At 64.9% G+C, this 21,915-nt stretch carries 19 protein-coding genes; 17 read left to right on the forward strand and 2 right to left on the reverse strand.

What is annotated here, in order from left to right; genetic code table 11:
• Window positions 1–12 precede the first annotated feature (12 nt).
• The 4 genes from argS to thrB all read left to right on the forward strand — a co-directional run bounded on the left by argS (window position 13) and on the right by thrB (window position 5,411).
• Window positions 13–1,665, forward strand: coding sequence for an arginine--tRNA ligase (gene argS, locus CUREI_RS04860; RefSeq protein ID WP_038614012.1), 1,653 nt, complete (start codon window positions 13–15; stop codon window positions 1,663–1,665).
• Window positions 1,665–3,029: a diaminopimelate decarboxylase gene (gene lysA / locus CUREI_RS04865; RefSeq protein ID WP_038611057.1), complete on the forward strand. Its 1,365-nt coding sequence runs from the start codon at window positions 1,665–1,667 to the stop codon at window positions 3,027–3,029. Before argS ends, lysA begins: the two co-directional genes overlap by 1 nt.
• Before the next feature lie 87 nt (window positions 3,030–3,116).
• Entirely contained in the window at window positions 3,117–4,469 is a 1,353-nt protein-coding gene (locus CUREI_RS04870) for a homoserine dehydrogenase (RefSeq protein WP_038611059.1), read from the forward strand.
• A 12-nt stretch (window positions 4,470–4,481) separates the two neighbouring features.
• Window positions 4,482–5,411 (forward strand): homoserine kinase, encoded by a 930-nt coding sequence (gene thrB / locus CUREI_RS04875; protein ID WP_038611063.1) that lies wholly within the window; start codon window positions 4,482–4,484, stop codon window positions 5,409–5,411.
• Window positions 5,412–5,477: 66 nt separating this feature from the next.
• On the opposite strand, the gene CUREI_RS04880 is transcribed toward thrB, so the two are convergent.
• Together CUREI_RS04880 and CUREI_RS04885 are read right to left on the reverse strand one after the other, a co-directional pair.
• A complete protein-coding gene (locus CUREI_RS04880; protein WP_038611066.1) occupies window positions 5,478–6,623 on the reverse strand; it encodes a glycerol dehydrogenase in 1,146 nt (381 codons plus the stop codon).
• A 29-nt stretch (window positions 6,624–6,652) separates the two neighbouring features.
• Window positions 6,653–8,383: a long-chain fatty-acid--CoA ligase gene (locus CUREI_RS04885; RefSeq protein WP_038611069.1), complete on the reverse strand. Its 1,731-nt coding sequence runs from the start codon at window positions 8,381–8,383 to the stop codon at window positions 6,653–6,655.
• 262 nt (window positions 8,384–8,645) lie between these two features.
• Between CUREI_RS04885 and rho the strand changes: the two genes are divergently transcribed.
• The 13 genes from rho (at window position 8,646) to atpD (ending at window position 21,908) form a co-directional block, all read left to right on the forward strand.
• Complete coding sequence (gene rho / locus CUREI_RS04890; protein WP_038611072.1) at window positions 8,646–10,532, forward strand: transcription termination factor Rho; 1,887 nt, start codon at window positions 8,646–8,648, stop codon at window positions 10,530–10,532.
• The gene (gene prfA / locus CUREI_RS04895) at window positions 10,532–11,611 is read left to right on the forward strand and encodes a peptide chain release factor 1 (RefSeq protein ID WP_038611075.1); all 1,080 of its coding nucleotides are present in this window, start codon (window positions 10,532–10,534) and stop codon (window positions 11,609–11,611) included. Before rho ends, prfA begins: the two co-directional genes overlap by 1 nt.
• Window positions 11,598–12,449, forward strand: a complete 852-nt coding sequence (prmC, locus tag CUREI_RS04900) for a peptide chain release factor N(5)-glutamine methyltransferase (RefSeq protein WP_038611078.1) — start codon at window positions 11,598–11,600, stop codon at window positions 12,447–12,449. Before prfA ends, prmC begins: the two co-directional genes overlap by 14 nt.
• Window positions 12,450–12,475: 26 nt before the next feature.
• A complete protein-coding gene (locus tag CUREI_RS04905; protein WP_038611081.1) occupies window positions 12,476–13,132 on the forward strand; it encodes an L-threonylcarbamoyladenylate synthase in 657 nt (218 codons plus the stop codon).
• A 5-nt stretch (window positions 13,133–13,137) separates the two neighbouring features.
• Window positions 13,138–14,298 carry an MraY family glycosyltransferase gene (locus CUREI_RS04910; RefSeq protein ID WP_038611084.1) on the forward strand — a complete coding sequence of 387 codons (1,161 nt, stop codon included), beginning with the start codon at window positions 13,138–13,140 and terminating at the stop codon, window positions 14,296–14,298.
• 44 nt (window positions 14,299–14,342) lie between these two features.
• Entirely contained in the window at window positions 14,343–14,753 is a 411-nt protein-coding gene (locus CUREI_RS04915; protein ID WP_051952394.1) for a hypothetical protein, read from the forward strand.
• A gap of 343 nt (window positions 14,754–15,096) precedes the next feature.
• Entirely contained in the window at window positions 15,097–15,891 is a 795-nt protein-coding gene (atpB, locus tag CUREI_RS04920; RefSeq protein WP_038611089.1) for a F0F1 ATP synthase subunit A, read from the forward strand.
• Between the two features lie 97 nt (window positions 15,892–15,988).
• A complete protein-coding gene (locus CUREI_RS04925) occupies window positions 15,989–16,234 on the forward strand; it encodes an ATP synthase F0 subunit C (protein WP_034999811.1) in 246 nt (81 codons plus the stop codon).
• A gap of 48 nt (window positions 16,235–16,282) precedes the next feature.
• Window positions 16,283–16,855 (forward strand): F0F1 ATP synthase subunit B, encoded by a 573-nt coding sequence (locus CUREI_RS04930; protein WP_038611094.1) that lies wholly within the window; start codon window positions 16,283–16,285, stop codon window positions 16,853–16,855.
• Window positions 16,856–16,860: 5 nt separating this feature from the next.
• The gene (locus CUREI_RS04935) at window positions 16,861–17,694 is read left to right on the forward strand and encodes a F0F1 ATP synthase subunit delta (RefSeq protein WP_038611097.1); all 834 of its coding nucleotides are present in this window, start codon (window positions 16,861–16,863) and stop codon (window positions 17,692–17,694) included.
• A gap of 8 nt (window positions 17,695–17,702) precedes the next feature.
• Window positions 17,703–19,367: a F0F1 ATP synthase subunit alpha gene (gene atpA, locus CUREI_RS04940; RefSeq protein ID WP_038611100.1), complete on the forward strand. Its 1,665-nt coding sequence runs from the start codon at window positions 17,703–17,705 to the stop codon at window positions 19,365–19,367.
• 51 nt (window positions 19,368–19,418) lie between these two features.
• Complete coding sequence (locus CUREI_RS04945; protein WP_038611103.1) at window positions 19,419–20,387, forward strand: F0F1 ATP synthase subunit gamma; 969 nt, start codon at window positions 19,419–19,421, stop codon at window positions 20,385–20,387.
• Between the two features lie 3 nt (window positions 20,388–20,390).
• The gene (gene atpD / locus CUREI_RS04950) at window positions 20,391–21,908 is read left to right on the forward strand and encodes a F0F1 ATP synthase subunit beta (RefSeq protein ID WP_038611106.1); all 1,518 of its coding nucleotides are present in this window, start codon (window positions 20,391–20,393) and stop codon (window positions 21,906–21,908) included.
• Window positions 21,909–21,915 lie beyond the last annotated feature (7 nt).

The following is a 21,915-nucleotide window of genomic DNA, read 5'->3' on the forward strand; positions in this document are numbered from 1 at the left end:
AACTTGTGCCCCATGACGCCAGCTGAACTCGCAACAACCGTGAAAGAGGCCGCCACGCGCGTACTCGCAGCCCACGATCTCGACGCATCCGTCGTTCCCGACACAGTGACTGTGGAACGCCCGCGAAACCCCGAGCACGGTGATTACGCCACCAACATTGCGCTGCAGGTTGCGAAAAAGGCGGGAACGAACCCGCGCGAGCTTGCGGGCTGGCTTGCAGACGACCTGTCGGAGGATCCCGCGATTGATTCCGCCGAGATCGCCGGGCCCGGCTTTCTCAACCTCCGCCTTGCAGCAGGTGCCCAGGGGCAGCTGGTGGCGAAGGTGCTCGCGGAGGGCGACCAGTTCGGCCACTCCGACCTTTTCGCCGGCGAGAAGGTGAACCTGGAGTTCGTCTCCGCCAACCCCACAGGCCCGATCCACCTCGGCGGCACCCGCTGGGCCGCTGTGGGCGATTCCCTCGGCCGCGTGCTGGAGGCCTCCGGCGCGCACGTGACGCGCGAGTACTACTTCAACGACCACGGCGGGCAGATCGACCGCTTCTCCCGCTCCCTGGTCGCCGCGGCGAAGGGAGAGCCGACGCCTGAGGACGGCTACGGCGGCGACTACATCCGGGACATCGCTCAGGCCGTGGTGGAAAAGCACCCCCACGCGCTCGAGGGCAGCGAGGCGGAGGTGCAGGAGACCTTCCGTGCGGTGGGTGTGGAAATGATGTTCGCCCAGATCAAGGCATCTCTGCACGACTTCGGGGTGGATTTTGACGTCTACTTCCACGAGAACTCGCTGTTCGAATCCGGCGCGGTGGACAAAGCGATCGCGACGTTGAAGGACAACGGCAACCTGTACGAGGCGGACGGTGCGTGGTGGCTGCGCTCGACGGACTTCGGCGACGATAAAGACCGCGTCGTGCTCAAATCCGACGGCGATGCCGCTTACATCGCGGGCGACATTGCGTACGTAGCCGACAAGTTCGACCGCGGCCACACCCTTGCCATCTACATGCTGGGGGCTGACCACCACGGATACATCGCGCGACTCAAGGCCGCCGCTCAGGCACTGGGGTACAACGCGGACGCGGTTGAGGTGCTCATCGGGCAGATGGTGAACCTGGTGCGCGACGGCCAGGCGGTGAAGATGTCCAAGCGCGCAGGCACGGTGATCACGCTCGAGGACCTGGTGGACGCGATTGGCGTGGACGGCGCCCGCTATTCGCTGGTGCGCTCTTCTGTGGATTCCACCCTGGACATCGACCTGGATCTGTGGACGAAGCAGTCCTCCGACAACCCCGTCTACTACGTCCAGTACGCGCACGCCCGCCTGTGCTCCATCGAGCGCAAGGCGATCGATGCAGGCGTCTCCTACGCCGAGCCTGATCTCTCCCTGCTCAGCCACGACAAGGAGGGCGATCTCATCCGCACCCTGGGCGAGTTCCCCGCCGTGGTCAAAGCCGCCGCGGAACTGCGCGAGCCGCACCGCATCGCCCGCTACACCGAGGAGCTGGCAAGCGCCTTCCACAAGTTCTACGACGCCTGCCAGATTCTGCCCAAGGCCGGCGAGGACGCGGAGCCGATCCACGCGGCGCGCCTCGCGCTCGCCATGGCGTCGCGCCAGGTCGTTGCCAACGCGCTGGGCTTGATCGGCGTGAACGCACCGGAGCGGATGTAATGACTGTCTTTATCTCCACGCCATACGAACAGGACAGCGGCGACTTCAACGACCTACCTGCCCACGTGTGGCCCCGCTGTGCAAAACGCGAGGAAGACGGGGTAGTCACCATCGCGGGTGTGCCGCTGCCGGAGATCGCTGCGGACTACGGCACCCCGGTGGTGGTCGTCGACGAAGACGACTTCCGCTCGCGCTGCCGCGACATGGCAACCGCGTTCCTGGCCCCGGAGAACGTCCACTACGCATCCAAGGCGTTTTTGACCCGCCACGTCGCGCGCTGGGTTGATGAAGAAGGGCTGGCCCTCGACGTGGCCAGCGAAAATGAGCTGCGCATCGCCTTGGCCGCCGATTTCCCTCCGGAGCGCATCACCGTGCACGGCAACAATAAGTCCGACGCGTTTTTGCGCCTGTGCGTGGAGTCCAAAGTCGGCCACGTGGTGATTGACTCGCAGCAGGAACTGGCACAGCTGGAGGCCGTGGCCCGCGAGGCAGGCGTGAAGCAGGACGTGTTCGTGCGCGTAAAGCCGGGTGTGGACGCGCACACGCACGAATTTATCGCCACCAGCCACGAGGATCAGAAGTTCGGTATTTCCCTGGCCACCGGCGACGCGCTGACGGCCGCCGTCGACGCCATCAAGTCGGACTCGCTGGAGTTGACCGGATTGCACTGCCATGTCGGCTCGCAGGTTTTCGACGCGGAAGGGTTCAAGCTCGCGGCCGAGCGCGTCCTCGAGCTGTACGCAGAGATCTGGAGGACCCAGGGCGTGGCGTTGGGCTACCTCGACCTGGGCGGGGGCTACGGCATCGCGTACATGCCGGGGGAGAAGCCCCTGGACGTGGCTGCGGTGGCAGCCGACCTGCTCGCGGCCGTCCAGGAGGTCGCGGACGACCTCGGCATCGCCGCGCCGACGGTGGTTGTGGAGCCCGGCCGTGCCATCGCTGGCCCCTCGGCCGTCACCGTGTACACCGCTGGGGTGATCAAGGACGTGGACACCTCGTTTACTACCTCCCGCCGCTACATCGCGGTCGATGGAGGCATGAGCGACAACATCCGCCCGTCGCTCTACGGTGCGCTGTACGACGCTCGCGTGGTTAACCGGTTCACCGACGGCGTGCCTACCGACACCCGTCTCGTAGGCTCTCACTGCGAGTCCGGCGACATCCTCGTCGATGACGCGACGTGGCCTGACGACGTCGCGCCTGGGGACCTCATCGCCTTGGCCGCAACCGGCGCGTACTGCTATTCCATGGCGTCGAACTACAACGCCTTCGGCCGGCCCGCCGTGGTGTCGGTCCGGGGCGGAGAGGTCACGCCGATGGTCCGCCGCGAAACCGTCGAGGACCTTCTCGCCCGCGAATATTAATTGACCATGGCGTGTGAGCTGCGCGATAGTAGACAAAGCGGTTCACCGCTGGTCCCCACACCGCCTGACGAAGGAGCAACACGCATCATGACTTCCGCCACCGCCGAGGGGTACAACGGCAATTACCCGGGTAAAGGAATCGGTACCCCCGTGGGCATTGCGGTGCTGGGTAAAGGCACCGTCGGCACCGAGGTGCTGCGCCTCATTTCCGAATTTGGGCCGAGCTTGGAGCAGCGTATCGGCGGCCCGATCGAGGTGCGGGGGGTCGCGGTATCGGACGTCGACAAGCACAAGGATGCCCCTGAGGTCCAGGGCCTGTACCTGACCGACAACGCGCGAGAGTTGGTCACCCGCGACGACGTGGACGTCGTTGTGGAGCTGATTGGTGGCATCGAATACCCGCGCGAGCTCGTGCTCGAGGCGCTCAACGCCGGCAAATCCGTGGTGACCGCCAACAAGGCGCTCGTTGCCGCGCACAGCGCGGAGCTTGCAGACGCCGCTAACGCCGCCGGCGTGGACCTGTACTACGAGGCCGCGGTTGCCGCCGCGATCCCGGTCGTGGGCATGCTGCGCCGCTCCCTTGCGGGCGACCAGGTGCAGCGTATCTCCGGCATTGTCAACGGCACCACGAACTTCATCCTCGATGCGATGGCCTCAACCGGCGCAAGTTACGAGGAGGCGCTGGCCGAGGCGACCCGGCTCGGATACGCGGAAGCTGACCCGACCGCGGACGTGGAGGGCCACGACGCGGCCTCGAAGGCGGCCATTCTCGCCTCCATGGGCTTCCACACCCGCGTTACGTTCGACGATGTCTACTGCGAGGGCATCACGCAGGTCACCGCCGACGACATCGCGGCGGCGGAGCAGTCGAATCAGACCATCAAGCTCCTGGCCATCTGCGAGCGGCTTGTGGACGAAAACGGCAACACCACCGGTGTCAACGCGCGCGTGCACCCGACTCTCGTCCCCAACGAGCACCCGCTTGCCACCGTGGACAAGTCCTACAACGCTATTTTCGTCGAGGCCGAGGCGGCGGGCCGGTTGATGTTCTACGGCAACGGCGCGGGCGGCGCCCCGACCGCCTCCGCCGTGCTCGGCGACCTCGTGGGCGCAGCCCGCAACAAGGTTCACGGCGGCCGCGCGCCGGCGGAAAACCCATACGCCGACTACCTGGTCGTCGCATTCGACGAGGTGACAACGCGCTACCACATCAACATGTCGGTCAACGACCGCGTTGGTGTTCTGGCGGATCTGACAAACCGTTTCGCCAAGGCGGGCATTTCCTTGTCTGCGGTGCGCCAGGAAGAGTCCGGCGACGACGCCCACCTGATCGTGGTCACCCACGCAGCGCGGGAAAAGGACCTGCGCGAGATCGTCGAGCAGCTTACCGGCCATGACGACGTGCTGGCGGTCAACTCCGTCATCCGCTTGGATGCTTAAGGGGGCTGCACCATGGCGATCGATCTGCAACCTGGCCTCAAGGCGAAGGTCACCGTCCCCGGCTCGTCCGCGAACCTCGGCCCGGGCTTTGACACACTCGGAATCGCGCTGAGCATCTACGACACCGTCGAGGTGGAGGTCACAGAATCGGGCCTAGAGGTGGAGATCTTCGGCGAAGGTGCCGACGACCTGCCACGCGATGGCTCCCACCTCGTGGTCAGGGCCATCCAGTCCGGTCTCGCGGCCGCGGATGTGTCTGCACCCGGTCTGCGGGTGGTTTGCCACAACTCCATTCCGCAATCGCGCGGTCTGGGCTCGTCCGCCGCCGCGGCAGTGGCAGGCGTCGTTGCCGCCAATGTGCTCGCTGGCTCGCCGCTCGACCACGATGCAATAGTGCAGCTCTCCTCCGAGTTCGAAGGCCACCCGGACAACGCGGGCGCTTCCGCTCTCGGCGGCGCTGTGGTGTCGTGGACCGATATTCCCGTCGACGGGCAATCCAAACCGTCGTACCGCGCGGTGCGGATCCCGGTAGACGAGTCCATCAAGGCAGTCGCGTTGGTGCCGAACTTTCATGCCTCCACGAATGCGGTGCGCAAGGTGCTTCCGAGCCACGTCACACACACGGACGCGCGCTTCAACGTCTCGCGCACTGCGGTGATGACGACGGCGATCCAGCACCACCCCGAGCTGCTCTTCGAGGGCACCCGAGACCGCCTGCACCAGCCGTACCGCGCTGACGTGCTCCCGATCACCGCCGAGTGGGTCAACCGCCTGCGCAACCGCGGGCACGCGGCGTACCTTTCCGGTGCGGGCCCGACAGCGCTCGTCCTCACTACGACCGCCGTTGAGCCGTCGCTTCTCGACGAAGCACGCTCCGCCGGGCTGCGTGTGATCGAACTCGACGTCGCGGGCCCTGCGACCGCGGAATTGCTGCAGAACTAAACGTCTAAACGCGAACGAAAAAGGCCGCACGATGCGAAATCGTGCGGCCTTCGGCGTTGGCTGCGGCTAGTGCTTGTTCACGTACAGCTTCGGCTCCGGCAGGCCACGCTCCTCGCGGACGCGACGGGAGGTGTACTCCAAGGTGATGAGCGCCTCGACAACCTGCTCCGGGGTGACCGGGAACGGCATGTTGTGAATGGTCTCGTCCTCGCTGGTAGCGGCCTTTGCGACTGCCTCAAGCACGTCGGTGTCCTCGGGGGACAGGCCGACCTCGGTGAGTGTGGTCGGCAGGCCAACGCGGGTGCTGAACTCGATGAAGTCCTCGAGCTCTTCAGTGTCAGCGCCCTCCATGATGAGCTGGGCGATGGTACCGATGTTGACCTTCTCGCCGTGGGAAAGCCCGTGGGTCTGCTCGGCGGCGGACAAGCCGTCGTGGATGGCGTGGGCAGCTGCCAGGCCGCCGGACTCGAAGCCCAAACCGGACAGCAGCGTGTTCGCCTCAACGACCGCGTCGAGTGCTGGAGTGACGACGCCTGCGCGCACTGCGTCGAGCGCCGCGAAAGCATCGTTCCAGAGGATGTCCCAGCACAGCTCTGCGAGTGCGGCGCCAGCGCGCGTGGGGTGACCGCCGTTCATGGTCGTGCCGTTGCCCTTCGCTGTGGCACGTGCCTCGACCCAGGTGGCCAAGGCGTCGCCGATACCGGCGACGAGGAACTTCTCGGGGGCGCCGGCCACGAGCTGGGTATCGATGAGGACGAGGTCGGGGTTGCGCGGGAAGAAACGGTACTCTTCAAACGCGCCGTCTTCGGTGTAAATGACGGAGAGGGTGGACGTCGGCGCATCGGAGGAGGCAGCGGTGGGTACGGAGACCCACGGGATGTCCGCCTGGAAACCAGCCGCCTTCGCGGAGTCGATGGCGGAGCCGCCACCGAGGCCAACCACTACGTCGTAGCCGTTGTCCTTGATCAGCTGAACGGTGTCGTCGACGCGCTTCGCGGTGGCGAACCCGGAGAACTCGACGCGGTTGACCGGCAGGCCTTCCTTCTGGAATCCGTCGGTGAGCTGGTCTTCGACGAGACCCCACACTGTGTCATCGGAGAGCAGCAGGGGGTTCTTGCCCAGCTGCTTCAGGTACGTCCCCAGCTCGTGCATCGCGTTCTTGCCCTGCACGTAGCGGGATGGGCTGGAGAAAATACTTGGCTTTGCTGTCATACTTCCCGAGCGTACCTGCCACCGGCGGTTTACGAGGCGGGTTTTGGCCTGCCGCCCGGACCAGGCAGGGCGAGAATGTCAAATTCTTCGCGCTGCAGGTGCTTGCGCAGGTCTTTCTTATCAAACTTGCCCACAGAGGTCTTGTCGATACTGTCCACGAACGTCCAGTACTCCGGAGCCATCCATTTGGGCAGCACGTCGGCGAGCCCCGCGCGCAGGCGCGCCGCGGTGTCCTTCGTCGGCTCCACACCGGCGTTGAGCTTGGTCACCGCCAAGGGGCGCTCGCCCCACTTCTTATCCGGGATGCCGATGACGGCGCATTCGATGACGTCCTCGGACTCCATGATGTGGTTTTCCACCTGGGCGGAATAAATCCACTCGCCGCCGGAGCGGATGACGTCGCGGGCGCGGTCGTAGAGCGTGAGGAAGCCGGCGTTGGTCACGGTGCCGACATCGCCGGTGCGCAACCAGCCGTCGGCGGTGAAGTGGTTGTCCACGTCGTCCACGTTCTCGCCGCGGAAGGTGGAAGCGATCTCTCCGGGCTCTTGGGTCGGGGAGTGGTAGTAGCTAGCCGCGACCATGTTGCCTCGCACCTGGATTTCGCCCTGGGCGCGGTCGTTGGAGGCCATGACGCGGCCGTCGTTGACCACGCGGTACTGCAACGTGGGTGCGAACCGCCCCTGCGAGATGCGGTACGCCCAGCGCGCCTCACCGGACGCGCCAGACGGGGGCCGGGCCACGGTGCCGACCGTCGAGGTCTCCGTCATCCCCCACACATGCACGACGTCGACGCCGTAGCGCTCCTCCCAGACCTTGATCAGCGCGGGCGGGGCTGGGGACCCGCCGACAAAGATCTCCTGCAGGCTCATGCGCTCCGGCGGGTTGTGCAGGTAGTGGACCATGAGCTGGATCCACAGGGTGGGCACACCGTGGGCGACGCGGGGGTGGGTGCTGGCGATGAGCTTGGCTAGCGTCGGCGCCGACATGTCCGAGTCCGGCAGCACCAGCGGCGTGCCCGCGAGGAATGCGGCGAGGGGCACGCCCCAGCTGAGCACGTGGTAGATGGGGATGCAGCACAGGAAAGTCTCGCCGTGCGCAACGGCCAGCGAGTCCGTCGCGCGCAGCCCTGTCGCCTCTAACCACAGGGACCGGTGTGAGTATGCGACGCCCTTGGGTGCGCCAGTGGTGGCCGTCGAGTACACCAGCGCGGCCGCGGTGTTCTCCGGCAGTTCGGGCCACGGATAGGTCGTCGGACGGCCGTCGAGCAGCTGTTCGTAGCTGTACACCTCCACTGACGGGGGCAGGTGCGAAGCTGCGTCGTCAAGCGGGGCGATGCCCGTAAACGCCACTGCGCGGACGTTGGGGCAAAGCTGCAGAATTGCACCCAGCTTTTCGGCGAGGCGCGGGTCGGCCACGATCACTTCGGATTCGGCGTGATTGACCACGTATGCGATCTGGTCCGCCATGAGCTGGACGTTGAGCGGATTGAACACCGCGCCTTTCGCAGCCACGGCAAACATGACCTCGATGTGCTCCGCGCAGTTGTAGAGCAGCGTGGAAACGCGCTGGTCGCCGTCGATGCCGAGGTCGTCGTGCAGGGCGTTGGCGAAGGCGGTGGCGCGCGCCCCGATTTCCCCGAACGTCGTTTCTTCCGCGCCGGATGCGCGCCACGTCGTGCACGTCGTATTGGCGTGAGCGGTGGTGCCGAACTCCAGGATCCTGGCGACGGAAAACGGTACCTCCTGCATCGTTGAAAGCATGCAGGCTATATTAGCGCGGCCCCGATGAGCGCTGGGGGCGCGATGCGCTACACTTTCGCGTGGATCGTGCGAATTGCACCGCCCCGGGCAGTCCGGTTGACGGTGTTGGCGGCGCATCCGGGAGGATCGTTTCCCCGGGCCCGCGAGATCCGGCCGGGCCAGGCAGCCCACCCCGACAGACCGCACATGACCGCTACCGGCGTATGCACACACCTCGCAGATGTACGCGACGTGGCGCTGGTCTAGCGACGAAAGGACACACGTGACCGATACCGGCACCACGGCAGACCTAGCCAAAATGAAGCTCCCAGAGCTGCGGAAGATCGCCGCTGAACAGGGGCTGAAGGGCATCTCCGGCCTGCGCAAGGGAGATCTCATCCACGCCATCACCACAGGGCAGGTGCCCAAGAAGGCTGCAGCTGATGCCGCGGCTCAAGCTCAGCCCGAAGCTGGCAAGCCGGCAGACGCTGCGAAGGCGGAGCCGGCGGCCGACGCACCAGCGCCGGGCGAAGCCGGCGGCAAGGGGGGCGCGCAGCCCGAACACGCGGAGCGCGGCAACGACGATGAGGATTCGCGCGGCGGTTCCCGTTCCGCTGCGCGCCGGGCGCGACGCAACCGTGCGCGCACTCAGCAGGACTCCGAGTACGACGGCGGTGAGCAGCGTTCGAACGAGCGCAACGACGAGAGGCGCGCCGGAGACAACCGCGACGCGGATAGCCACAACGACGACAGCCGCAACAACGACAACCACAACGACAACCACAACGACGACAGCCGCGGCGGCCGGAACCGGGGCGGGCAGCGCAACCAAGACCGCAATCAGGACCGCAACCAGCACCACGACGATGACGGCCAGGGCGGGGGCCGCCGTGGCCGACGCGGGCGCCGCAACCGGAACCGCAACCGCGACAACCACCAGGGCAACGGTGGTAACGGCGGCAACGGCAACAACAACGACCAGCACTTCGAACCGGAAGACCTGCAAGAGGTCGCCGGCATTGCCGATGTGCAGGACAACGGCTCGGCGTTCATCCGCACGACCGGTTACCGCCAGTCCAACGCCGACGTCTACGTGCCGCAGAAGCTAGTGCGCCAGTCAGGCCTGCGCTCCGGCGATGCTGTGATGGGACAGGTTCGCGCCAACGGCCAATCGCACCAGCAGGGCAACGGCCGCAACCGCCGCAGCTACAACCAGGTTGTGCGCGTGGATTCCATCAACGGTCAAACGCTCGAGGCGGCGAAGAGCCGCAAGGAGTTCCACAAGCTCACCCCGCTGTACCCCAACCGCCGCCTGCGTCTGGAAACCGAGCCGAAGATCCTGACCACACGCGTGATCGACTTGGTCATGCCGATTGGTAAGGGCCAACGCGCGCTGATCGTCTCCCCGCCGAAGGCCGGTAAGACGACGATTCTGCAGAACATCGCCAACGCGATTGCCACCAACAACCCTGAGTGCTACCTCATGGTCGTCCTCGTCGACGAGCGCCCCGAGGAAGTCACGGACATGCAGCGAAGCGTCAACGGCGAGGTCATCGCCTCCACCTTCGACCGCCCGCCGAGCGAGCACACCGCAGTGGCGGAGCTGGCCATCGAACGCGCGAAGCGACTAGTGGAGATGGGCCAGGATGTCGTGGTCCTGCTGGATTCCATCACCCGCCTGGGCCGCGCGTACAACAACTCGTCCCCGGCTTCCGGCCGCATTCTCTCCGGCGGTGTGGACTCCAACGCGCTCTACCCGCCGAAGCGGTTCCTGGGCGCCGCCCGCAACATTGAGGAGGGCGGCTCGCTGACCATCATCGCCACCGCGATGGTCGAGACGGGCTCCGCCGGCGACACCGTCATCTTCGAGGAGTTCAAGGGCACCGGCAACGCCGAACTCAAGCTCGACCGCAAGATTGCGGAGCGCCGCGTGTTCCCAGCTGTGGACGTCAACCCGTCCGGTACCCGCAAGGATGAGCTGTTGATGAGTCCGGATGAGGCGCGCGTGATGCACAAGCTGCGCCGGATCCTTTCCGCGCTTGACCCGCAGCAGTCCATCGACATGCTGATCAAGCAGCTGAAGAAGACAAAGACTAACGGCGAGTTCCTCATGGGTGTGGCCAACTCCGCGCCGATGGCGCAGACCGAGAATGACGAGGAGTACTCCTAATGGCAGAGAAATCGCAGGTATCGCTTGTCGACGACTACGTGTCCGAGTACCAGGGCATTCAGGCGCAGATGGGCGACCCCGAAGTCGCCGGCGATCAAGACCGGTTCCGGAAGCTGTCCAAGCGCTACGCGGAGCTGCAGCCGATCATCAACGTCTACAACGACTTGACCCAGGCGCAGGAGGACCACGAGGCTGCCGCCGAAATGGCCGGCGAGGACAAAGAGTTCGCCGAGGAAGCCAAGCGTCTCGAAGGCGAAATCGTGCGCCTGGAGGAAGAGCTCGCGGACCTGCTCGCCCCGCGCGACGAGCACGACGGCGACGACGTGATTATGGAGCTCAAGGCGGGCGCGGGCGGTGAGGAGGCCGCGCTGTTCGCCGGCGACCTCGCCCGCATGTACCAGAAGTACTGCGAGAAGCACGCGTTGAGCTGGGAAGTCCTGGACGTTGCTGAGTCCGACCTCGGCGGCGTGAAGGATATGACGGTGGCGGTGAAAGCCAAGAACCCGTCGCGCGACGGCGCGTGGTCCAAGCTGAAGTTCGAGGGCGGCGTGCACCGCGTGCAGCGTGTACCCGTGACCGAGTCGCAGGGCCGCATCCAGACCTCCGCGGCTGGCGTGTACGTCTTCCCGGAGGCGGACGAGATCGAAAGCGTCAACATTGACGAGAAGGACCTCCGCGTCGACGTCTACCGTTCCTCGGGCAAGGGCGGCCAGGGCGTGAACACGACCGACTCGGCCGTGCGCATCACGCACCTGCCCACCGGCATCGTGGTGACCTGCCAGAACGAGCGATCCCAGATCCAAAACCGCGCCCGCGCAATGCAGGTGCTCCAGGCCCGCCTGGACCAGCTCGAGCGCGAAAAGGCCGAGGCCGAGGAGGCGGAAGGCCGCGCATCGCAGGTGCGGACCATGGACCGTTCCGAGCGCATCCGCACCTACAACTGGCCGGAGAACCGGATCTCGGACCACCGCATCAATTACAAGTCCAACAACCTGGACTCGGTGCTCGACGGCAACATGGATGACCTGATCACCGCCCTGCAGACGCACGAGCGTCAAGAACGCCTTGAAGCCGAGTAGCCTGCGGGAAGCAATCTCAAACGCCACGTCCACGCTCCGTGAGGCGGGCGTCTCGTCTCCGGACGTGGATGCGCGGCTCTTGGCGGCTCACCTGTTGGGGCTGCGTCCGGTGGAGCTGATGTTCGCTGAGCCGCCGGCGGGGTTCGAGTGCGACTACGCCCAGCTCGTTGCCCGCAGGGCCGCGCGTGAGCCGCTGCAGCACATCACCGGCAGCGCGCCGTTCTACGGCGTCGAGCTCGCCGTCGGGCCGGGCGTGTTCATTCCCAGGCCAGAAACGGAAGTGCTGGCGCAGTGGGCCGTGCAGATGCTTGACGACGCACCTTCGGCCCCAACCGTCGTCGACCTCGGCTCTGGGTCTGGAGCCCTGGCGATCGCCGTTGCTCGCGCCGTGCCGGCGGCCACCGTGTACGCCGTCGAGCGCTCGCACGAAGCCCGTGAATACTTGCGGCGCAACGTGGAGGAGCACGCGCCGCAGGTGCGAATAGTCGCAGGCGACATGACCGACCCCCACCTGGTGGCGGAGCTTGCTGGGTCGGTGGATCTTGTCGTGAGCAACCCGCCGTACGTGCCGGAGTCCCCGGAGCTCCAAGTGGAGGTGTACGCGGACCCGCACGAGGCAGTCTTTTCGGGCACCGACGGGATGGCGGCGATACGCGGGCTCGTGCCCGTGGCTCAGCGATTGCTGCGCGACGGGGGAGCACTCGGCATCGAGCACGACGATACGACATCAGTGCAGGTGCAGGACGTTGTCGCCGCGGGTGGGTTCGGCGACATCCGCGTGGTTAAGGATTTGGCTGGGCGGGCCCGTTTTGTCACGGCGCGTAAGCTAGCCCGGTAACTGCCTGCAATCCGCAAGGAGCGATTATGAGGGAAACGTACGACTGCCTCGACCCGCAACGACGCGAGGAGGGGATTCGCGCCGCCGCCGATGCGGTGCGGGCCGGCCGCTGCGTCGTGCTGCCCACAGACACGGTCTACGGCATTGGCTGCGACGCGTTCAACAACGACGCCGTGGCCACCCTCTTGGCCACCAAGCACCGCGGCCCGGATATGCCGGTGCCGGTGCTGGTGGGCTCGTGGGTGACCATCCAGGGGCTGGTGCGCGAGTTCACGGAGACGGCGAAGACCCTCGTGGAGGCGTTTTGGCCGGGCGGGCTGTCCATCGTGGTGCCGGAGGCACCGAGTTTGCCGTGGAACCTGGGCGACACGCGCGGCACAGTACTGCTGCGTATGCCGAACCAGCCGCTCGCGCTGGAACTGTTGCAAGAGACCGGCCCGATGGCTGTTTCTTCTGCGAACATTTCGGGCAACCCGCCGGCGACGACCGCGGCGCAAGCGCGCCAGCAGTTCGGCGACGCTGTGGGGCTGTACCTCGACGGTGGCGAGGCAGAAGTGGGGAAGCCATCCACAATTGTCGACCTGTCGGGCCCGGCTCCGGTGATTCTGCGCGAGGGGGCGATCTCCGCGGAGCGCATTGGTGAAGTCCTTGGACTTGACCCGGAGAGCCTTCGGAGGAAGTAAACGCCATGAACGCCTCTGGTGTTCCGCTGCGGGAGTTGGGGTTGATTCTGCTTGTCGCCGCCGCAGTGACGTACCTTGCTACTGGCCCCGTGCGCTCGGTTCTCGTGCGAACGGGGAGAGTTGCGGAAATCCGCACCAGAGACGTGCACACGCAGCCGACCCCTTCCTTAGGCGGGCTAGCAATGCTCACCGGGTTTCTCGCCGCGTTTGCGCTGGCGCAGCAGCTGCCTGCGCTTACCCGCGGGTTCGCGCCGGTGACCCCGGAGATGACGGCGGTCTTGGTAGGGGGCTTGTCCATCGTGCTCGTGGGTGTCCTGGACGACCTCTATGAGCTACGGGCGCTGACGAAGCTCATCGGGCAGTTTGTCGCGGCGATTGTGATGACCACGCTGGGCATCGTCTTCACCGTGTTCTACGTGCCGTTCGGGGAGGGCACGACGCTGATATTGGATCAGGCGCAGGGCATGGTGCTCAGCGCCTTGTTCACGGTCCTTCTCATCAACGCGGTGAATTTCGTGGATGGTATCGACGGGCTTGCCGCGGGCCTGGGCATGATCGCGGGCTCGGCGATTTTGTTGTACTCGCTCGCCGTACTCCACGACCAGGGCGGGGCCGTCTCCGCGTACCCGCCCGCGATTATCTGCGCCATCCTCGTGGGGATTTGCGCGGGCTTCTTACCCCACAACTTCGAGCCAGCGCGGATCTTTATGGGGGACTCCGGCGCAATGCTCATCGGGTTGCTCCTTGCCGCCGCGTCTATCTCCGCTTCGGGCAAGATCAACATGTCGCTCTACGGCACGGCCGACTTGGTGGCGCTAGTCAGCCCGATTGCCGTTGTGCTCGCAGCAATCGCGCTGCCCGTGCTGGATCTGGTGTGGGCCGTGGTGAGACGCACGGCGAAGGGGCAGAGCCCGTTCGTGGCGGATGCCGGCCATATCCACCACCGCCTTTTGCGGCTCGGCCATACACACCGGCGGACGGTCCTCGTGCTCTACATGTGGGTGGCCGCGGTGGCCTTTGGGGCGGTGAGTTTCTCACTTGTTCCCACCCCGGCGGCGCTGGCACTGAGCGGGGTCGCACTCGGGGTGGCCTTTGTGCTCACTCTCGTGCCGCTTGCCAGGGGCAAGATTGGGCCGTCAGGTGTGCCGTCGATAAGCAATAGCTAGGATGTGCCTCCGTGAAACCGCTAGAAATCAACGATGCTTCCGCCATGTCCGATCACAAGCGCCCCCTCGTGCGCGCATTGCAGGTCGCTGTGTGGGCGCTGGTGGCGCTGACAATCGTCTCGCTGATGGCATGGGGTGCCGCCCGCGACCTGCCGGGGATTTGGGCGGTGCTCATGGGGGTAGCTGTGGGCGGCAGCTTCGTGTTGCTCACCGCCGTGACCGTGCTCGCCACCTCGGATTCGTCACCGAACTCGACCATGGCGGTTGTGCTGGGCGGGTGGCTGCTGAAGATGGGGGTGTTAGTGATTTTCCTGCTGTGGATCCGCGGCTACGACTTCTACGACCACGCCGCATTCGGCGTGACTACCATCGCCGCGCTGGTGGTCGCCCTGGCGGCAGAAACCTGGGGTGTTATTACGACGCGGACGACGTACCTGGATGAGCCATCCACGTAGCCTGTGACAGACCTAACAAGCGACGAAAATGAGGCGCGAACTGGGACGTTGCGGTTTCCTGGGGGCTGGGGTGGCGAGTCGGGGGGACGACTGCCCAGGTGAAACCCACTTTTCTCGGAACGCCTGTTAGGATAACCGCTGGGTTTGTTCTGAGCCGATCTTAACCCTGTTACGCAGGGGAAACCGGCACAGGGACGACATCCCCTGTCCCCGCGGAAGCAGATGTGCGACGGAGTCCGCCGCGGAGGCAGTTGTTGTTGAAGACGTCCATCGCACCGCGCGCCGGCACTGACGGTGCGCGGCCCGAGAACGGGAGAGAACGCTGAGCGTTACAACTTTGGCCATGAAGGGCGAATTCCACGCACCTTCACTCGGTCCAGAATTTTTCCCGGGGCAGACGTACGGCCAGCTCATTGGCGAGGACTTCGCTAATGGGTGGTTCGCACTCGACCGCATCATGCTCGTCCGCCTGTTTATGGCGGCGATCCTGGTGCTCCTCTTTGTTATTGCCTTCCGGAACCCCAAGCTGGTTCCTAAGGGCCTGCAGAATGTCGCCGAAATCGGTGTCGACTTCGTCCGCGTGCAAATCGCGGAGGACACGTTGGGGAAGAAGGACGGCAAGCGGTTCCTGCCGCTGCTGTGCACCATCTTCTTCACCACGCTGTTCATGAACGTGGCAACGATCATCCCGGGCCTGAACATCTCGCCTAACGCACGCATCGGCATGCCGATCGTGATGGCGGTTGCGGCCTACATTGCGATGATCTACGCCGGCATCAAGCGCTACGGCATCGCATATTTCAAGCACTCGACCGTAATCCCCGGCCTTCCGTGGTTTCTCCACCTCCTGGTGGTGCCGATCGAGTTCTTCTCGACGTTCATTCTGCGTCCGGTCACCCTGGCACTTCGTCTTATGGCGAACTTCCTGGCCGGCCACATCATTCTCGTCCTGCTGTACTCCGCCACGAACTTCTTCTTCTGGCAGCTGAACGCATGGACGGCAGTGAGTGGCCTGACCCTCATCGCAGCACTGCTGTTCACCGCATACGAGTTGATCATCATCTTCCTGCAGGCGTACATCTTCGCTCTGCTGACTGCGGTCTACATCGAGCTGTCGCTGCACGCGGATGCGCACTAACAAAGCGCGACCACACGGCCAACTGAATAACCCCACTATCTGTCACTTGCTCACCCGCATCCCGCGGGAGAGCGCCTAGAAAGGGAACGACTTTCACATGAACGACATCATTCTTGCTCAGGCAGCGGAGACCGTGAACCGCTACGAGGGTCTCGGCACCATCGGCTACGGCCTCGCAACCATCGGCCCGGGTATCGGTATCGGCATGCTCGTCGGCAAGACCGTCGAGGGCATGGCTCGTCAGCCCGAGATGGCCGGCCAGCTGCGCACCACCATGTTCCTGGGTATCGCCTTCGTTGAGGCGCTCGCCCTCATCGGCCTCGTTGCCGGCTTCCTGTTCTAAAAAGCGTCCGCGAGTAACCCCGTACATTTTTTAGATCAGGAGCAACCAATGACTAACGTCACTGCATTCCTCGTGGCCGCTGAGGGCCACGAGACGCTGCCGGGGGAGGGTGAACCCTCCATTCTTCTGCCGGCCGCGTACGACGTGGTTTGGTCTCTTGTCGTTTTCATCATCGTCGGCCTACTTTTTGCGAAGTACGTCATTCCGAAGTTCCAGGAAGTGCTGGCGGAACGCGAAGACCGAATCAAGGGTGGCATCGAGCGTGCTGAGGTCGCCCAAAAGGAAGCTAAGGCTGCCCTGGAGAAAAACAACGCCGAGCTTGCGGAGGCACGCCACGAGGCCGCCGAAATCCGTGAAGCCGCCCGCGCCCGCGGTAAGGAGATCGAGGCTGAGTCTCGTGCCCGCGCCGAGGACGAGGCCCGCCGCATCATCGAGTCCGGTGAGAAGCAGCTGCAGGCCTCCCGCGAGCAGGTTGTCGCTGAGCTGCGCAACGAGATGGGCCAGAACTCCATCTCGCTCGCTGAGCGTCTGCTGGGCACCGAGCTGTCGGATTCGACCCGCCGCTCGAACACGATCGACGAGTTCCTAAGCGAGCTCGACCACGTGTCGACGAGGAAGTAGGCGAAATGAAGGCAGCTAGTCGCGAAGCACAGTCGCACGTTACGGACACGCTGGATGAGCTGATCCGGAACGCCGGCAATACCGTCGCCGTGGCTGCGCAAATCGGCACCGAACTGTTCCTCATCGTGGATCAGCTCGACGCCGAGCGCGCGCTGCGTGTTGCCGTTGCAGACACGTCGCTCGAAGCCTCCCAGCGGGAGGGCATCGCCCGCGACGTGTTCGGCAACAAGGTTGCACAGCCCACCTTGGACATTCTCACTGCGGCAGCGCAGCAGGAGTGGTCGACCCCGCGCGAATTCCGCGCAGGGTTGGTCAACCTCGGCCGGCGTGCGCTGGAGCTGGGCGCCAAGGAGCAGGGCCAGCTTGAGCAGGTGGAAAACGAGCTGTACGAGCTCTCCGTCCTGCTTGAGGGAGAGAAGGAGCTGACCCAGCTTCTTTCCGACCGCACTGCAACCCCGGCACAGAAGCGCGGACTGTTGGCTAGCGTGATTTACGGCAAGGTGACGATGTTCACCGAGGCGCTAGCGCTGCAGGTCATCGGCCGCCCCGTGCACAACCCCGTCGACGACCTGGCCGAGTTGGCCGCGGGCGTTGCGGAGCTGCGCGGAAAGGCTGTCGCGCGCGTGAAGTCCGCTGAGGCACTCAGCGAGACCCAGCGCGACGCACTGGCCCGCAAGCTAGAGCAGATTTACGGTCGCGAGATGGCCATCCACTCTGAGGTTGACCCCAGCCTCCTCGGCGGAATGGTCGTCCGTGTGGGCGATGAGGTCATCGACGGTTCGACGCGCGGCAAACTTGACCGCCTTCGGACCGACATGGCGGCCCAGGCGGCCAAATAGAAGACAACATGCTGGAAGAAACTACCGAGAGCAGGAAGAACATGGCGGAGCTGACGATCTCCTCCGATGAGATCCGTAGCGCGATAGCGAACTACACCTCGAGCTACTCCGCGGAGGCCTCCCGTGAGGAGGTCGGCGTGGTGACTTCGGCTGCAGATGGTATTGCCCAGGTTTCCGGGCTGCCAGGTTGCATGACGAACGAGCTGCTCGAGTTCCCGAACGGCGTCATCGGCGTCGCACAGAACCTTGAGACCGACTCCATCGGTGTCGTGGTGCTAGGTAATTTTGAGACCCTTTCCGAGGGCGACGAAGTCAAGCGGACGGGCGAGGTTCTCTCGATCCCGGTCGGCGAGAACTTCCTCGGCCGCGTGATCAACCCCCTGGGCCAGCCGATTGACGGCCTGGGCCCCATCGAGTCCAACGAAGAGCGCGCCCTGGAGCTCCAGGCCGCAGGCGTCCTCGACCGCCAGCCGGTCGAGGAGCCGCTGCAGACGGGTATGAAGGCGATCGACGCCATGACCCCGATCGGCCGCGGCCAGCGCCAGCTCATCATTGGCGACCGCAAGACCGGTAAGACCGCGGTCTGCATCGACACCATCCTCAACCAGAAGGAATACTGGGAGACCGGTGACCCGTCGAAGCAGGTCCGCTGCATCTACGTCGCCGTCGGCCAGAAGGGCTCGACCATTGCCGGCGTGCGCCAGACGCTGGAGGAAAACGGTGCGCTGGAGTACACCACCATCGTGGCTGCGCCGGCGTCCGACTCCGCGGGCTTCAAGTGGCTTGCACCGTTCTCCGGTGCTGCGCTCGGTCAGCACTGGATGTACCAGGGCAAGCATGTTCTGGTGATCTACGATGACCTGACCAAGCAGGCTGAGGCCTACCGCGCGATTTCGCTCTTGCTGCGCCGCCCGCCGGGGCGCGAGGCGTACCCGGGCGACGTGTTCTACCTGCACTCCCGTCTGCTGGAGCGCGCCGCGAAACTCAACGACGAGCTGGGCGCAGGCTCCTTGACCGCGCTGCCGATCATCGAGACGAAGGCGAACGACGTGGGCGCCTTCATTCCGACCAACGTCATCTCCATTACCGACGGCCAGGTCTTCCTCCAGTCCGACCTGTTCAACCAGGGTGTCCGCCCGGCTATCGACGTGGGTATTTCCGTCTCCCGTGTCGGTGGCGCCGCGCAGACCAAGGGCATGAAGAAGGTCGCCGGTAACCTCCGCCTCGACCTGGCGGCGTACCGCGACCTCGAGGCCTTCGCGGCCTTCGCGTCCGATCTCGACGCAGCTTCGAAGAAGCAGCTCGAGCGCGGCCAGCGTCTGGTGGAGCTGCTCAAGCAGTCCGAGCACGCGCCGCAGCCGGTTGAGTTCCAGATCATTTCGATTTGGGCGGCGAACCAGGGCGTCTTCGACGTCGTTCCCGTCGAGGATGTCCGCCGCTACGAGGCTGAGCTGCACGAGGCTATCCGCGCCAACGCTCCGCAGGTGTACGACCAGATCGCCGGCGGCAAGCAGCTTGACGACGACTCCCAGGCCGCGATCCTGCGTGTCAACGACGAGCTGGCCCGTAACTTCCAGGCCACCTCCGGCGAGCGAATTGTCCGCGAAGCGGAGGCCGAGTCGCTCGACTCGAGCACCGTCGGCAAGAACCAGCTCAAAGTCAGCCGCTCCTAGTCCGCGCGCAACGCAACTAGGACTACTACACAAAGGAAGGGAGGAAACACCATGGCAACGCTTCGCGAATTGCGTGACCGCATCAGGTCCGTCAACTCCACGAAGAAAATCACCAAGGCCCAGGAACTGATCGCCACTGCGCAGATCACCAAGGCCCAACAGCGCGTCGAGGCGGCCAAGCCGTACGCAGACGAGCTGAAAGACGTCATGGAACGCCTCGTGTCCGCGAGCTCCCTGGCCCACCCCATGCTCCACGAGCGTGAGAACGGCCGGGTCGCGGCGATCCTCGTGGTCACCTCTGACCGCGGTATGGCCGGCGGCTACAACCACAACGTTCTGAAGAAGACGGCGCAGCTGGAGCGCATGCTGGAAGAGGCCGGCTATGAGGTCGTCCGCTACGTCACCGGTAACAAGGGTGTGACCCACTTCAAGTTCCGTGACATGGACGTGGCTGGCTCTTGGACCGGGTTCTCGCAGCAGCCGTCGTGGGAGGACACCCACGACGTTCGCCACCAGATCATCGACGGTTACATGGCCGGCTCCGGGGAAACGGTGCCGCTGCGCGTCGATGGCGGCGAGCGCGAGACCGTCAGCGGCTTCGACGTGGTCTACGTGGTCTACACCGAATTCGTGTCCATGCTCTCTCAGGAGGCACGGGTGACCCAGCTCCTGCCCATCGAGCCGGTGCTGGACGAATTCAAGTACGAGCAGGCGGACATGCTGACCACCTCTGGCGAGGTGGCTCCGGACATGAACTTCGAACCGGACGCGGATACGCTCATGGACGAGCTGTTGCCGGTGTACGTCTCTAGGCTGCTCTACTCGATCTTCCTAGAGTCCGCTGCAGCGGAGTCGGCGTCTCGCCGCACGGCTATGAAGAACGCGACGGATAACGCTACGGAGCTGGCGAACGACCTGTCCCGTGAAGCGAACCAAGCCCGTCAGGCAAAGATCACCCAGGAAATCACCGAGATTATCGGCGGCGCTGGCGCGCTGTCCGGTAGTGGAGAAAGTGACTAAATCATGACAACTGCTCACTCTTTTGATGAGCGCAACGACGAGCTGGCGGGTGCGGCGCTGACCGAGTCCGACGCCCAGGCCGCCGCTCCGGTCGAGAACACTCAGAATCCGCGCGGTTCTGAGAACGGCCGCGTCGTGCGCGTCATTGGCGCAGTCGTCGACGTGGAGTTCCCGCGTGGCGAGCTGCCCGCTTTGTACAACGCTCTCGAGGTCGACATCGACCTCGGCGAGATGTCCAAGACCATCGTGCTCGAGGTGGCTCAGTTCTTGGGCGATAACCTCGTGCGCACCATCGCCATGGCGCCGACCGACGGTCTCGTCCGCGGTGCCAAGGTGGCGGACTCCGGCAACCCGATCTCGGTGCCGGTGGGCGACCAGGTGAAGGGCCACGTGTTTAACGCTCTCGGCCAGTGCCTGGACGACCCGTCGGTGGGCGAGACCGGCGAGCGTTGGGGCATCCACCGCGAACCGCCCGCCTTCAAGGACCTCGAGGGTAAGACCGAGATCCTCGAGACCGGCATCAAGGTCATCGACCTGCTTACCCCGTACGTCAAGGGCGGCAAGATCGGCCTCTTCGGCGGTGCAGGTGTGGGCAAGACCGTGCTGATCCAGGAGATGATTACGCGTATCGCCCGCGAGTTCTCCGGTACCTCGGTCTTCGCCGGCGTCGGTGAGCGCACCCGTGAGGGCACCGACCTGTTCCTCGAGATGGAGGACATGGGTGTGCTGCCCGATACCGCGCTTGTCTTCGGCCAGATGGACGAGCCACCAGGGGTTCGTATGCGCGTGGCCCTGTCCGGCCTGACCATGGCGGAGTACTTCCGCGATGTGCAGAACCAGGACGTGCTGCTGTTCATCGACAACATCTTCCGCTTCACCCAGGCGGGCTCCGAGGTGTCGACCCTGCTGGGCCGCATGCCTTCCGCCGTGGGTTACCAGCCGACCTTGGCAGACGAGATGGGTGTGCTCCAGGAGCGCATTACTTCGACCAAGGGCCGCTCGATTACGTCGCTGCAGGCCGTGTACGTGCCGGCGGACGACTACACCGACCCGGCTCCGGCCACCACCTTCGCTCACCTCGATGCAACCACCGAGCTTTCCCGCTCGATCGCGTCGAAGGGCATCTACCCGGCCGTGGACCCGCTGACCTCCACGTCTCGTATCCTCGAGCCGGGCATCGTGGGCGAGCGCCACTACGCAGTGGCGCAGAAGGTGATCGGCATCCTGCAGAAGAACAAGGAGCTGCAGGACATCATCGCCATCCTCGGTATGGACGAGCTGTCCGAGGAAGACAAGATCACCGTGCAGCGCGCACGTAAGATCCAGCGCTTCCTGGGCCAGAACTTCTTCGTGGCGAAGAAGTTCACCGGCGACGAGGGCTCCTACGTGCCGCTCGAGGAGACGATCGACGCGTTCGACCGTCTCTGCGAGGGCGAGTTCGACCACTACCCGGAGCAGGCCTTCAACGGCCTTGGCGGTCTGGACGATGTCGAGGCTGCGTACAAGAAGCTGCAGGCGTAGGAGGGTA

The organism is Corynebacterium ureicelerivorans (assembly GCF_000747315.1).
Classification (GTDB): domain Bacteria; phylum Actinomycetota; class Actinomycetes; order Mycobacteriales; family Mycobacteriaceae; genus Corynebacterium; species Corynebacterium mucifaciens.